This is a genomic window from Blautia obeum ATCC 29174 (assembly GCF_025147765.1).
Taxonomy (GTDB): Bacteria; Bacillota; Clostridia; order Lachnospirales; family Lachnospiraceae; genus Blautia_A; species Blautia_A obeum.
Window position 1 is genome coordinate 1933931 of the sequence record NZ_CP102265.1, and the last position, 13766, is coordinate 1947696.

13 protein-coding genes are annotated in these 13766 nt (G+C 41.8%); 1 reads left to right on the forward strand and 12 read right to left on the reverse strand.

The window, feature by feature from the left end; translation table 11 throughout:
* Window positions 1-123: 123 nt before the first annotated feature.
* From NQ503_RS09275 to rsxC, 12 genes are all read right to left on the reverse strand, one after another.
* A complete protein-coding gene (locus NQ503_RS09275) occupies window positions 124-1467 on the reverse strand; it encodes a peptidoglycan D,D-transpeptidase FtsI family protein (RefSeq protein ID WP_005424589.1) in 1344 nt (447 codons plus the stop codon).
* Between the two features lie 61 nt (window positions 1468-1528).
* Window positions 1529-2899, reverse strand: coding sequence for an FtsW/RodA/SpoVE family cell cycle protein (locus NQ503_RS09280; RefSeq protein ID WP_005424583.1), 1371 nt, complete (start codon window positions 2897-2899; stop codon window positions 1529-1531).
* Between the two features lie 6 nt (window positions 2900-2905).
* Window positions 2906-5074 carry a U32 family peptidase gene (locus NQ503_RS09285; RefSeq protein ID WP_049940405.1) on the reverse strand — a complete coding sequence of 723 codons (2169 nt, stop codon included), beginning with the start codon at window positions 5072-5074 and terminating at the stop codon, window positions 2906-2908.
* Between the two features lie 78 nt (window positions 5075-5152).
* A complete protein-coding gene (locus NQ503_RS09290) occupies window positions 5153-5560 on the reverse strand; it encodes a cell division protein ZapA (RefSeq protein WP_022389301.1) in 408 nt (135 codons plus the stop codon).
* Between the two features lie 90 nt (window positions 5561-5650).
* Window positions 5651-6649 carry a Holliday junction branch migration DNA helicase RuvB gene (ruvB, locus tag NQ503_RS09295; RefSeq protein WP_005424574.1) on the reverse strand — a complete coding sequence of 333 codons (999 nt, stop codon included), beginning with the start codon at window positions 6647-6649 and terminating at the stop codon, window positions 5651-5653.
* Between the two features lie 19 nt (window positions 6650-6668).
* Window positions 6669-7280 carry a Holliday junction branch migration protein RuvA gene (ruvA, locus tag NQ503_RS09300; protein WP_005424571.1) on the reverse strand — a complete coding sequence of 204 codons (612 nt, stop codon included), beginning with the start codon at window positions 7278-7280 and terminating at the stop codon, window positions 6669-6671.
* Between the two features lie 193 nt (window positions 7281-7473).
* Window positions 7474-8265, reverse strand: a complete 792-nt coding sequence (locus NQ503_RS09305; RefSeq protein WP_005424562.1) for an RnfABCDGE type electron transport complex subunit B — start codon at window positions 8263-8265, stop codon at window positions 7474-7476.
* Window positions 8266-8277: 12 nt separating this feature from the next.
* Window positions 8278-8853: an electron transport complex subunit RsxA gene (gene rsxA / locus NQ503_RS09310; RefSeq protein ID WP_005424554.1), complete on the reverse strand. Its 576-nt coding sequence runs from the start codon at window positions 8851-8853 to the stop codon at window positions 8278-8280.
* A complete protein-coding gene (gene rsxE / locus NQ503_RS09315; RefSeq protein ID WP_005424551.1) occupies window positions 8850-9560 on the reverse strand; it encodes an electron transport complex subunit RsxE in 711 nt (236 codons plus the stop codon). Before rsxE ends, rsxA begins: the two co-directional genes overlap by 4 nt.
* Window positions 9557-10177 (reverse strand): RnfABCDGE type electron transport complex subunit G, encoded by a 621-nt coding sequence (locus tag NQ503_RS09320; RefSeq protein ID WP_005424550.1) that lies wholly within the window; start codon window positions 10175-10177, stop codon window positions 9557-9559. Before NQ503_RS09320 ends, rsxE begins: the two co-directional genes overlap by 4 nt.
* Window positions 10174-11154 carry an RnfABCDGE type electron transport complex subunit D gene (locus NQ503_RS09325; RefSeq protein WP_117738784.1) on the reverse strand — a complete coding sequence of 327 codons (981 nt, stop codon included), beginning with the start codon at window positions 11152-11154 and terminating at the stop codon, window positions 10174-10176. The genes NQ503_RS09320 and NQ503_RS09325 overlap by 4 nt, the downstream gene beginning before the upstream one ends.
* 14 nt (window positions 11155-11168) lie before the next feature.
* A complete protein-coding gene (gene rsxC, locus NQ503_RS09330) occupies window positions 11169-12491 on the reverse strand; it encodes an electron transport complex subunit RsxC (RefSeq protein ID WP_005424546.1) in 1323 nt (440 codons plus the stop codon).
* Window positions 12492-12729: 238 nt separating this feature from the next.
* Between rsxC and NQ503_RS09335 the strand changes: the two genes are divergently transcribed.
* Window positions 12730-13752 (forward strand): ribonuclease H-like domain-containing protein, encoded by a 1023-nt coding sequence (locus NQ503_RS09335; protein WP_044925551.1) that lies wholly within the window; start codon window positions 12730-12732, stop codon window positions 13750-13752.
* Window positions 13753-13766 lie beyond the last annotated feature (14 nt).

Below are 13766 nucleotides of genomic sequence, written 5' to 3' on the forward strand. Positions count from 1 at the left end.
TCCTCCTGTACTGCGTGTGAGTTTTATATCTCGAACTGGTTATAGTATAACTCTTTTTTAATTAACTGGCAACTATAACTTACTGTTTGCCCAAGTTGCCGTGAACGGAGTGAACAGTAACATTTAATCAAAGTAATATGCATCAAACAGATCAGCAGCAATTGGAACAGCTGCTTCACTTCCTGTGCCGCCGCCTTCTACGATGATCGCAACAACAAGGTCTGGTTTGTCTACATTGGAATAACCAATAAACCAGGAATGACTGGATCCATTTTCGTCATATTCGGCAGAGCCTGTTTTTCCGGCAACTGTGTATCCACGTCCATTCAGAGCAGATGCTGTTCCGTTCTGAACAACACCCTCCATTAGTTTTCCAAGCAGTGCTGCTTCATTGCTGGTCATTAATCGTTTATAATCAGTGGGTTCTGTTGTACGGATCGTATCACCACCGGCATTTGTGACTTTGTCTATCAGATAAGGCTTCATCAGTAGACCATCGTTGGCAATGGCACTTGTAATCAGTGCCATATGCATAGGGGATACAAGGGTGTTTCCCTGCCCGATTGCAGTCTGCATGATCAGTGGAATTCCAGAACTTCCGTTCAGAGTAAAAGAACTTTTGCGATAAGAAGTCAGTGGAAGTTTTTTGTTAAAAAGAAGATCTTCGCTTGTTTTGAGCAGAGAGGCTCCCCCAAGTTCAGTTCCAATTTCTGCAAAAGCACAGTTACAGGAGTTTGCGAATGCAGTATAAAAATCTTCTGTACCATGTACTTTGCCATTATAGCACTGAATAGTATGATTTTCTTTTGTGATACTACCCTGGCAGTCAAATGAAAAACCATTGAAACTTCCTCTGGTACGAAAATAATCCAGAGCTGTGACAACTTTAAAAGTAGATCCCGGAGGATACTGCCCCATAGTTGCACGGTTCAAAAGACTGCTGTTTGTTTCATCATTGACAAGTGTATCCCAGTTTTCGGAAATTGTATTTGGATCAAAATCTGGTTTACTGACCAGGGCCAGGATTTTTCCTGTGGATGGTTCCAGAGCAACAACCGCTCCTTTTCTGTCACCAAGAGAATTATATGCAGTGGTCTGCAGGTCGGCATTCAAAGTAGAGACAACGGTATCCCCTGTGTTTTTGGTTCCCATAAATTCGTTACGGATCTGATTTAAAAAGAATTCATGAGAAGACAAAAGCTGAAAGTTAGCTTCGGATTCAAGTCCGCTTTTTCCGTTTGAATCGTAACCTACGACATGTGCAAAAACATTATTATATGGATAGGAACGCTCTTCGGTTCCATCTTCGGATACATTTGTCTGAGCAAGTACTTCTCCATCAGAAGACATGATTTTTCCACGGACAACGCGATCGGCAAAAGTATCCTGACGTGTATTATAGGGACTGTTGATAAAATCATCGCTTTTTATGGTATTAAAATAGATGAGATAACCGATCAGTCCCATAAATATAATGATAAAAAAGAATGAAACTCCGGTATAACCTTTGTTTCGACGACGCCTTTTTTTAGATCTGGCGCGTTCTGTTAATTGTTTCTCCTGCCCGGAGTCTCTGTATTGCTTCCTGTTTTCGTTTTTCAAATTCCTCGTCCTCGTCTTCTCTTAGAATATAAAGTCCCTGGATAATTGCAAGCATTAAAATTGTACATAAAAGAGAACTTCCACCATAACTTACAAGGGGAAGTGTTACACCTGTCATAGGGATGAATTTGGTAGCACCACCGATCGTTAGAAATACCTGGAAGGCATATTCTACTCCAAGTCCCAGTGCAATAAGCTTGTAGAATGGATTAATGATACGTAAAGCAATATTAACGATCATAAGGAAAAAGCTCATGCACACGAGAATCAGACAAATGGCAAAAATACCACCTAATTCCTCACAGATTGCACTGAAGATAAAATCGTTCTTGACAACAGGGATAGATTCTGGAGAACCCTGGTATAATCCCATGCCGAACCAGCCCCCGGTACCAATGGCAAAGAGTGACTGCACAATCTGATATCCCTCATTCTGATAGACTGCCATAGGATCTTTCCATGCGCTGACTCGCTGGCGGACATGACCGAACAGATGATATGCAACAACTGCTGCAGCTGAACCACCGCCGATTCCAAGTGCAAGATAACCAACATTTCGTGTTGCAACATATACCATAACGAGATATGCGACAAAGAAGATCACTGCACTTCCAAGGTCCTTTGAGAGAACCAGAATACCCACGTGAAGTGCTGCAACGACTGTAACCTGAACGATTGCCTTGAAACTGGTATCTCTGGATAGAAAAGATGCCATAAAGAACACAAAAGTAATCTTGATCGCTTCGGATGGCTGTACACCCAGCAGTGAAAGTTTAGCTCCATAACTCGTTCTTGCAAGAGCAAAGACTGCAGCAAGAAGAATAATACCGATTCCGGCATATACCCATGTAAGTCTGCGAAGAAAACGCATCTTCCGGATCATGACAGGAATGACCAGAGCAATAGCACTGACGCCGGCTGCGATCAGAAGTTGTTTCTGTGCTGAAGATATATCCAGGCGGCAGAGCATAATAAAGCCAACACTCAACAGCATACACATATTGTTCAGAAGCAAAATAGATGCTTTTTTGTATAGCATTCGGTATAAAATCTGAATGGCAGCAAAAAACAGAAGCATTTCTGCATAAAATTCAACTATCTTAAAATTGAATGTTTTAAGATAGAGAACAAGAAATGCAGTGAAATCAATGAAAAAAATCAGCAAAAGCTGTTGCCGGAGCAATTCGTTGCGATCCTCTTCATCAGACTGCCGTACAGTATAAAAACAGTGAAAGGTATATACGATCATCAGTGTCAGGATGATGTATTTGGATAATTCTACAATTACATTAATCATATGCCTTTACTCGGCTCCTCTTTTAAAATGTCCTTTGGTGTACTCCTGATTACCGGGTGTTTTGCCGTGCAGATATACATTTAAAAATTCCTGCAGTATGTCGGCAGATTGTTCCGGTGATTCGGTCGTAAAATTCAGTCGCAGACAGTTGACACCAAGATTTCGGACTTTCTGAGATTCTTTCAGAAGTCCGAAGGAAATACTGTTATAAAGAATATTATAACAGTATTCTTCTTTTTCTGTAGTTCCTGTTTTCCATGGGTGACATACACAACAACAGGAAAACTCTTTTTCATAACGGTCCTTCAAAATCATTTTTCTTTCGTTGCAGTCACATTTCAGCGTGTTTTTTCTTACACACTGCGCAGAAAGCATTAACGGAATGTTTCCGTATATGATCATCTCACTGTTGGAATTGTTTCGGTGTGCGATTTCTTTTTCATTTAATTCATAAGGAACTGTATTTCGAAGTATGCCTTCTTTCTTCCAGAAAGAGACAGATTCGTTATTCCAGGTATAGATGGAAGTATCAAGAACACAGTATTTTTGCCATCCAAGATGTCGAAGCATTCCATAACTTTCAAGATTTCGTACAAGAAATCCCTTCATTCCATTCTCAAGCCATTGGCTGCAGGTTTCGAAAAAGCCTTCTGGTGCTGAACCACGGGTGATATATGGGAGTGTCAGATACAAGTCCTTCTGATATTGTAATCCCTTTGACATGCAGAGGCTCATTGCATCGTAATAAAGATACATACCGGAAATCTCAGGATTTTTATATAAAAGTAATGCCTGATCTACAGTTTCGCAGGATACAAGGATTGAAAGGCTGGAATTTGTATCTGCCGGTTTGTCCGCTGTGGCCATAACAGGAGTATCAGTGGCAGAACGTCTGTAGGGTGCACATAGTTCCTGTTCCAACAGGGCAATCGCTTCGCGGCGGAGTTCATTTAATGTTTTGACCGGAAGAAAAATCTGCTCTCCCATCTGTATATCCAGTTCATCCCATTCAAATTCCGTATTTCCAAGTTTATCCATCTGTTTACGAATGCGATCTTCAGACATAGGATGTTCTCTGGCAAACTGTACTTCACCGGTTGAGAAAGTTACATGTATATCATGGCATGAAAGTTCCAGAAAAGCCGGACATTCCGGATAAAGAACCAGCGTACCGGAAATGGGTTCTTTTTTTCGAGGAAGATTTTCCGGAATTCCGTTTGTCTTTTTCTCGTTTGTAAAGGCCATCATAGATGGACCATTATGCTGTTTATAATAACCCTGACAGGAACCTCCACGGCTAAATATATCCAGAAGATACTGCCGGTCGCGGTCATTAACCTGATAAGTCATGTCACTGCTAAGAAGGATGTCCAGATATTTACGATACATTCCGGTAACAGCAGCAGTATATCCAGGTTGTTTCATTCGTCCTTCAATTTTCAAAGAGGTAACGCCGGCCTCCAGAATGTCGGGGAGAAGGTCTACACTGCACATGTCTTTCAGACTGAGTGGACAGAAATCCTGTTGTCTGAATGAATAACTGCCATTCTCCTGCCGAACCTGATAGGGAAGGCGACAAGGCTGTGCACATCTTCCACGATTGCCGCTTCTGCCGCCGAGTATGCTGCTCATGAGACATTGACCAGAAAAACTGTAACAGAGGGCACCATGGATAAAGGCCTCTATTTCGATCGGACTTGCCTGATGCATGGCTGACAGCTCCTGAAGAGAAAGTTCTCTGGCAGCAACTACACGTGATGCGCCCTGTTCCTCAAGAAATTTCATTCCTTCGGGGCCGGTTACTGTCATCTGTGTACTTGCATGAAGATGCAGTCCCGGAAAATTCTGGCGTATAAACTGGAATACACCGAGATCCTGTATGATAACAGCATCAAGACCGTTTTCGTACAGTGGTCGCAGCGCATCATACAGTCTGTCCTGCAATTCACGGTTTTTCAGAAGTGTATTTACTGTCAGATATAATTTTTTGCCATGAATATGAACGGTATCAATTGCCTGTAAAAGTTCATCCTGTGTGAAATTGTGTGCATATGCCCGGGCACCGAATTCGGGACCGCCGACATAAACAGCATCTGCTCCTGCTCCCAGAGCAGCTTCAAAAGCTTCATAAGATCCGGCGGGAGCCAGAAGTTCTACATTATGATCTACTTTCAAGTGTATTCATTCCTTTTCTGAATTATGAGTATGAAACAAATAAAGAGGACTACCGAAGCAATCCCCTTCCTGCTTTTTTTATTTGAGTAATTTGTCTATCTCATCGTTAAGTTCCTTAACTTTGCCTTCAAGAAGCTCTTTCTGCTGCTGAGCTTCCTGGGCATTTTTTTCCGTTTCTTCGATTTTCATACGAAGAGCGATCAGTTCATGTTTCAGCTCATACATTTCCTGATCTTTCTGCTGAAGATCCTGTTCGAAAATCTCTGCCTGTTTTTTTGCCTTAAAATAATCATCTGTAACATTTAAACTTAAGAGCGTATGCTTGGTTTCTACAGGCTGACGGGTATATCCCGGCATTTCGCTCAATTCAGCTATTTTATTATTTATATAAGACGCCACTTTCTGAAAATATTCTTCAGATTCGTAACCACCCAGAGTGATGATTTTTCCTCCGATTACTACTTGTGCCGTATTTTTGACTGCCATAACAAGCCTCCCGTAAATTGTAGTTTCTTTCATTTATTATAATCGAAATTTGTAGAAATGTATAGGAATTTTTACGAAATCTTTTCAGAACTACGAATTTTTTTCAAAACCAAGGTGCTCATAAGCAAGGGAAGATGCTGTTCTGCCGCGTGGAGTCCGGTTCAGAAAACCATTCTGAAGAAGATAAGGTTCATAAACATCTTCCAGTGTGCCGGCATCTTCGCCGATTGCTGCAGCCAGTGTCTCCAGTCCAACTGGTCCTCCCTGGAAATTGACGATCAGAGTCTGGAGGATACGACGGTCAATTTTGTCAAGTCCATATTGGTCAACTTCCAGAAGATCAAGTGCAAAAGAAGCTACATCGTAAGTAATACGGCCATCATATTTTACCTGGGCAAAATCACGTACTCTTTTGAGAAGGCGATTTGCAAGACGAGGTGTTCCACGGGAACGTTTGGCAATTTCCGCAGCACCTTTTGCATCAATTTCGACTCCCAACACCTGTGCAGAGCGCAGCACAATTGTCTGTAGTTCTTTATGATTATAGAATTCCAGGTGGTGCATAACACCGAAACGGTCGCGCAACGGAGCAGACAAAAGCCCAGCTCTTGTGGTAGCACCAACCAGTGTAAATTTCGGAAGATCAAGACGGATCGATCTGGCAGAAGCGCCCTTTCCGATCATAATATCAATGGCGAAGTCTTCCATGGCAGGATAGAGAACTTCTTCTACTTGTCGGTTCAGACGATGGATTTCATCAACAAACAGAATGTCTCCTTCCTGTAAGTTGTTAAGGATTGCAGCCATTTCACCGGGTTTTTCAATCGCAGGTCCGGAGGTGACTTTCATGTGTGTCCCCATTTCATTGGCAATGATTCCGGATAACGTTGTTTTACCAAGACCGGGTGGCCCATAAAACAGGACATGATCCAGCGCGTCATGTCGTTGTTTGGCCGCTTCTATATATATTTTTAGTGTTTTTTTTGTCTTTTCCTGACCGATATATTCATCCAGTGTCTGTGGACGAAGACTTCCCTCAAGGGGAAGATCCTCTTCTGTAACATCTGTGGTGATCATTCTTTTTTCCATTTAAATACGTTTCTCCAATTTATAACTGTTTTAATGCAGCTTTGAGCAGGGCCTCCACGTCGTCTGGTGAAACATCAGTGACTTTACGAACGGCTTTCATGGCATCAGTACTGCTGTAACCAAGTGCGATCAGTGCTTCTGCTGCTTCCTGACGTCCGTCGTGGATCAAGAATCCAGAAACAGAGGCAGCCTCCTGTTCATGGGCAAGTTTCTTCTCAAATGCATCTTCAAGTTTCAGTTTGTCTTTTAATTCGAGAATAAGTTTCTGTGCAGTTTTTTTACCGATTCCTGGTGCTTTGGAAATGGTTTTGATATCGTCAGAAAGAACGGCAAAACGCAATTCATCTGCAGTCAGTCCTGCAAGAACTCCAAGCGCGGCCTTAGGCCCGATTCCGTTTACATTTAGAAGAAGGCGAAACATTTCCAGATCATCTTTGGAAAGAAAACCATATAACTGCATGGCATCTTCTCGTACCTGAAAATAAGTATGGATTTTGACTTCTCCATCTATGCGGGATACCTGCTCAATTGAACTGCCTGTCATAAAAATCTCATAACCGATGCCGTTATTTTCCAGGATGACGGCGTTTTCTGTAGTATCAGCCACAAGACCTCGAATAAATGAAATCATATATAATCTCCTGCTGTTATTTGCTGCAGCGAAAATAGTTGCAACAGATTTCTGTAATCAAAACTTACTTTCACAATGATAACATATCAATCTGCAAAAAGCAAACATCTATTCGAGTGTGAAATAAAAATCCCGGCTGGAAAATTTCTCAGCCGGGATAAAATTAAACATATGGAAAGAATGAGTATTTCTTTTAAAGAATAACGTGTCGCGGACATGCTTCTTTGCATGCACCACAGTTTGTACATTTTTCGTAATCAATGTGAGCGCAGAAATCTGTAACAGTGATTGCACCGTTCGGACATGTTTTTTCACATTTCTTACATCCGATACATCCGAGTTCACATGCAGTTGTAACGGCTTTTCCCTTTGCATGAGAGCTACAGCCAACAAATGTTTTTTGATCATATGGTGCAAGTTCAATCAGATGATGCGGACATTTTGCAATACATTTACCGCAGGCCTTACAGGCTTCACGGTCAACAACTGCTACTCCGTTTACAATATGAATTGCATCAAACGGACAAGCTTTTACACAGCTTCCAAATCCCATACATCCATAATTGCATGCTTTGGATCCGCCGCCTGGAATGAATGCCATCATTTCACAGTCTTCTACACCAGTATAGTTATAATTGTCTTTTGTTTTTTCGCAGGTTCCTGTACATTTTACAAAGGCAGCCATACGAGCAGATTCAACTACTTCCTGTCCCATGATTCCGGCAATTACTTTGCCTACTGCTTCTCCGCCTACCGGACAGGCATTGACCGGTGCTTCGCCTTTTGCGATTGCAGCAGCAAGACCATCACATCCAGGATAACCGCAACCACCACAGTTGTTTCCAGGAAGTGCTTCGCGGACTGCAACTTCACGTTCATCTGTTTCGACAGCAAATTTTTTGCCGGCAATACTCAGGAAAATACCAATAAAGAGACCGACAGCTGCAACAACTACGGTTGCTGTAATAATTGCTCCAATATTCATAATGTCGCCTCCTTAAATTAATCCTGAAAATCCGAAGAATGCAATTGCCATCAGACCTGCTGTAAGAAGTACAGTAGGGAATCCTTTGAAAGCATCCGGAATATCATTGTACTGAATTTTTTCACGGATACCAGCCATCAGTGTAATAGAAATCGTGAAACCTACTGCTGTGGCAAATCCGTTGATCGTACCCTGAAGAATATTGTATTCATCCTGCACATTTGTGAGTGCAACACCAAGAACTGCACAGTTTGTTGTGATCAGAGGAAGGTATACACCAAGTGCCTGATACAGGGAAGGAACACATTTTTTAAGAAACATTTCTACAAACTGAACCAGTGCTGCAATGATCAGGATAAATACGATTGTCTGTAAATATTCCATGCCTGAAGGAACAAGGATAAATTTGTAGATCAGTCCTGTAACAAAGGATGATAATGTAATAACGAATACAAGAGCACCGCCCATACCGACTGCTGTCTCCGTCTTTTTGGAAACACCAAAGAAAGGGCAGAGACCAAGGAACTGGCTCAGTACTACGTTATGGACAATGGCAGAGCTGACAAGGATAATTAATAATTCTTTCATGCCTGTTTGCCTCCTTTACACATAGTATTGCTGCAGGAATCACAGCCTGAGCAGCAATTGCATCCTTCACTCGGGTCTATTCTGCGTTTGGCAGCACCGATTTTGAACTTATTCTGAAGTGCTGCAAGCATTGCAAGGACAAAGAATGCACCAGGAGCAAGGATAAAGATTGTGATCGGTTCGTAGCCCATCTTGCCGTCAGCAGCAAGTGGAAGAATCTGCTGTCCGAAGAGCTGACCTGCGCCAAGCAGTTCACGGACTGCACCGATACAGGTGATACTTAAAGTAAAACCAAGGCCCATTCCGATACCATCAAAGAGAGACGGGATTGGTGGATTTTTGGAAGCATATGCTTCTGCACGACCAAGGATGATACAGTTTACTACGATCAGAGGAATGTAAATACCAAGTGCGGAATACAGGCTTGGTATAAATCCTTGTAAAAGCATCTGTACGATGGTAACGAAGGATGCTACGACTACGATAAATGCAGGCATACGTACGCCGTCCGGGATGAATTTTCTCAGAAGAGAAATCATCAGGTTGGACATTGCAAGGACAACTGTAGTTGTCAGCCCCATTCCAATACCATTAATAGCAGATGTTGTAACAGCCAGTGTAGGACACATACCCAGCACCAGCACGAAAGTCGGATTTTCTTTAATAATACCGTTTACAAGACGTTCAGCAGGTGTGTTTGCTTTCATGACTCTGCCCCTCCTTCCACATACCGAAATGCACAAAGTCCGGCATTGACACCGTTTGTCATGGCATTTGTTGTAATGGTTGCACCGCTGATGGCATCAATTTGGTCATCAGATGTGGAACCTGTTTTTGTGTATGTAAATTTTTCTACGTTTTTGTTTTTAAACTGATCTTTGAAGCTGTCAGTAGTTGCTTTCATACCAAGGCCGGCAGTTTCACTGATAGATAAAATGGAGATACCATTCAGGGTTCCGTCATTTTGAACACCCATTGCAAACTGGATGTCTCCACCGTAACCTTCGGAATCAGTGACTGTGAAAGTATATCCAAGCGTTTCACCGGAAGCATCTTCTGCTACCATAATTTCATCAATTGTCTGTGCTGTGAAACCATTATCATTAAGGTAAGCAACAAGATCTTCGGCCTGATTGGTGTCATCGAGTGAATACTCACTGAAACTGGAAGCATCTTCAAAAACAGCTTTATATGCTTCTTCTTTGGATTTTTCGGCCTGTGTGGCAATCGGACCAGCTGTGATATCTTGAACTACGCCAAGCGCAAGACCTGCAACCAGAGTGATCACTGTGATGGAAATGGTGTTTTTTAAGATTGTATTCATGCTTTTTTACCTCCTTTTCCAAAGGCAACCGGTTTGGTTACTTTTTCAATGATCGGAACCAGAAGGTTGCAGAAAATGATTGCGTAGGAAACACCTTCTGCTGATCCACCGAAGAGACGGAAAATTGCAGTCAGAATACCGAGACAACATCCATAAATAAGCTGCCCTTTAGGAGTGATTGGTGTGGTAACGTAATCTGTTGCCATAAACCATGCACCCAGCATCAGACCACCGCCAAACAGATGACTGAGCAGATAATTGCCATCAAATCCCATTCCTGAACCAAGCATATAAAAAATTACAAATACTGTAAAGCTTCCGATATATGTAAGTGGTACTTTAAGGTCAATAACCTTGAATGCAAGAAGAATTACTGCACCAATCAGGATTGCAAGTGCGGAAGTTTCACCAATGGTTCCCTGAATATTACCGATAAAGAGATCTTTTACCGGAATTGAAGATGCTGCTACAAATCCCTGTTTTTTCAATGCTGCCAGAGGGGTTGCGCCTGTTACGGTATCCAGAACTCCACGATAGCTGTCAGATACGGAAAAATCTGTCATTTTCGCAGCAAAAGAAATCATAAGGAAACATCTTCCGGCAAGTGCCGGGTTCATAAAGTTCTGACCGAGTCCGCCAAAAAGTTGTTTTACGACAATGATAGCGAATGCACTGCCCAGAACTGGCATCCACAGTGGAATCTGCGGAGGCATATTCAGCGCGAGCAAAAGGCCTGTTACCACTGCACTGAAATCAGTAATTGTATTTTTTTTGTGCATGAGTCTGTCATACAGCCATTCAAAAAACACACTGGAAATCACTGTTACGAGCACTACAAGGAGTGCATGAAAGCCGAAATTCCAGATACCGAATAAGGTAGCAGGAAGCAACGCGATCACAACGAGCTGCATGATCCGGCTGGTTGTCATTTTGTCCCTGACATGGGGATTAGATGATACATTATACATTTCTTCCATTTCTTTTCCTCCCCTTATTTCTTCCTGCGGCTGGCAAGAACCATTTTACGCATGGACTTGATACTCTGTGTAAGCGGTCTCTTTGCAGGACAGATATAACTGCAGCATCCGCATTCGCAGCATTCCATACCGTCTAATGCTTCAAAGCCTGCCATATCACCACGTTCTGCCAGTTTGGCAAGACGTGCAGGAAGAACGTGGCCTGGACAGACGCTCACACAGCGTCCGCAGTTGATGCAGGCGGTCTGTATTTCCTGGGCTTCAGATACGGCATCATGTTCAAGGAACAGGAATGCAGAAGTTGTTTTTGTGCACGGTACGTGAAGATCATATAATGCAAATCCCATCATAGGACCACCGGAAATTGCTTTTGCAATCTTGCCTTTCAGTCCACCAGCGGCATCTACCAGTTCAGACATGTCAGTACCTGCAAGAACAAGAAGGTTCTTTGGTTCTTTGATGCCATCACCGGTAACGGTAACTACACGACTGTTGACCGGTCTGCCGAGAATAACTGCTTTGTATACGGAAATTACAGTCTCTACATTGTCAACGACACATCCTACATCAGCAGGAAGCATTGAAGAATTGATCTCACGTCCGGTTGCAGCATAGATCAGAGTACGCTCACCACCCTGTGGATATTTGGTCATCATTTCTTTTACTTCGATACGATCGATATCTTTGACCAGTTCTTTCATTTTGGCGATACAGTCTGGTTTGTTGTCCTCGATACAGATGTATCCTTTTGCAGAATCAAAAAGAGTCAGAATGACCTGAAGACCTTTTACAACTTTTTCCGGTTCTTCGATCATACGGCGATAGTCGCTTGTGATATAAGGTTCGCATTCAGCACCGTTTACAAGAATATATTCAATCTTGGAAGGATCCTTTGGCGCAAGTTTTACATGGGTTGGAAATCCTGCTCCACCCATACCTACTACCCCGCCCTCTTTGATACGGTTCAGGATTTCTTCTTTTGTAAGGTCTTCCAGGCGGGCTTCCTGAAATTCGGTTTCCTGGTACTGCTGGTCATTTTCGATAACAATACAGTCAACCATAGAACCGGTAGCGTTCAGCCTTTTTTCGATACCCTTAACGGTACCGGAAACAGATGCATGAAGCGGTACAGAAACAAATCCGCCTGCATCGGCAATCTTCTGTCCTGCAAGAACTGTGTCACCTTTTTTTACGCAGGGAACAGATGGTGCTCCGATGTGCTGAGAGAGTGGATAAACCAGATCTCCTTTTGGGAGATACTTCTCAATCGGATGGTCTTTGGATAGTTCCTTACCTTCGTAAGGATGGATTCCGCCCCTAAAGGTCAGTTTTCCCATATATTATTCCTCCTTATTTTATAAGCATCAGTGCTGCTTATATTCTTTTTCTTTTTCATGATACGTACAATAAAAACAGTGTTTTTTATTTACGCATGCGACCGTCCGGTTACTGCATGCTTTGTTTATATTAACAGTAACTCTGCTTATACTATACCTCTTTTTAGCAAAAAATTCACTACCAAATTTTCAAAATATTGTGTATAATTAAATACAATCATGAAAGGGAGAAATGATGATGATTGTTAAAAAAATACCTATTTTACAAGGGTTTCCGGCACTTGAAACCGTTAAATATTTATCGAATACAAAAAATGAATTGTCAGAATATAATCCGATTTTTTACGATATTGAGACAACTGGATTATCAAGATATACTGCATTTGTGTATCTGATCGGCGCAGTCAGATTCGAAGAAAATCAATGGATGCTTTATCAGTGGATGCGGGAAGATGAAAACGAGGAGGCTCTTGTTTTACAGGAATTTGCAAGCTTTTTGACAAATGCTGATTGTACGATTCAGTATAATGGAAATCGATTTGACCAGCCTTTTCTGGAAGAACGTTATCGAAAACACAAAATGGATACTCCATTTAAAGAAATTTTATCCCTTGATCTATATCAGTTGTTAAAACCATGTCAGAGTTTGTTTAAACTGAGCAAAATGAAACAGCCGGATTTGGAAAATTTTGTCGGAATACATAACAGAAAGTACTGCGACGGTGGACAATGTATTCGATTATATAAAACTTTTATGAAGAAAAAAGATCCGGAAGCAGCAAATATCGTGATGGGACATAATGAAGAAGATTTGTTGGGACTTGGGACAATTTTTTCATTACTTGCATACAAAAAACTTTATGATGGAGAATATCATCCGAAACAATGCGTGATTTTAGAGCAGGAATTAAAGATTGTCATAGAACTTTCTGCTGCTGCTCCGGTGAATGTATCTTGTGGAAATTCAGATTTTTATCTGAGTGTAAATGGATACGAAGCAAGAATGCTGGTACACCTTAAAGAAGGTAAACTCCGTCAATATTACAGAAATTATAAAGATTATGAGTTTATTCCGGGGGAAGACACTGCAATGCCAAAGTCCATTACCAGATATATGGATAAAAGCCTTAAAATCGCGACAACTCCTCAAACTTGCTATACCTGGTTTAATTGCGATGAGGATTTTTTGAATAATGAAAAGAAACAGATGCAATATCTGACACATACACTTCCGTTTTTTCTGGATAATCTGAATAAATAGAACATGATATCTGA

Bases quoted from the DNA above. Each gene is read 5' to 3' on its own strand.
- rsxA (WP_005424554.1), bottom strand. From the start codon at position 8,853: ATGAAAGAATTATTAATTATCCTTGTCAGCTCTGCCATTGTCCATAAC.
- NQ503_RS09325 (WP_117738784.1), bottom strand. From the start codon at position 11,154: ATGGAAGAAATGTATAATGTATCATCTAATCCCCATGTCAGGGACAAA.
- NQ503_RS09305 (WP_005424562.1), bottom strand. From the start codon at position 8,265: ATGAATATTGGAGCAATTATTACAGCAACCGTAGTTGTTGCAGCTGTC.
- rsxC (WP_005424546.1), bottom strand. From the start codon at position 12,491: ATGGGAAAACTGACCTTTAGGGGCGGAATCCATCCTTACGAAGGTAAG.
- NQ503_RS09320 (WP_005424550.1), bottom strand. From the start codon at position 10,177: ATGAATACAATCTTAAAAAACACCATTTCCATCACAGTGATCACTCTG.
- NQ503_RS09335 (WP_044925551.1), top strand. From the start codon at position 12,730: ATGATTGTTAAAAAAATACCTATTTTACAAGGGTTTCCGGCACTTGAA.
- NQ503_RS09290 (WP_022389301.1), bottom strand. From the start codon at position 5,560: ATGGCAGTCAAAAATACGGCACAAGTAGTAATCGGAGGAAAAATCATC.
- NQ503_RS09275 (WP_005424589.1), bottom strand. From the start codon at position 1,467: ATGGGACTGATCGGTTATCTCATCTATTTTAATACCATAAAAAGCGAT.
- NQ503_RS09280 (WP_005424583.1), bottom strand. From the start codon at position 2,899: ATGATTAATGTAATTGTAGAATTATCCAAATACATCATCCTGACACTG.
- rsxE (WP_005424551.1), bottom strand. From the start codon at position 9,560: ATGAAAGCAAACACACCTGCTGAACGTCTTGTAAACGGTATTATTAAA.
- ruvB (WP_005424574.1), bottom strand. From the start codon at position 6,649: ATGGAAAAAAGAATGATCACCACAGATGTTACAGAAGAGGATCTTCCC.
- ruvA (WP_005424571.1), bottom strand. From the start codon at position 7,280: ATGATTTCATTTATTCGAGGTCTTGTGGCTGATACTACAGAAAACGCC.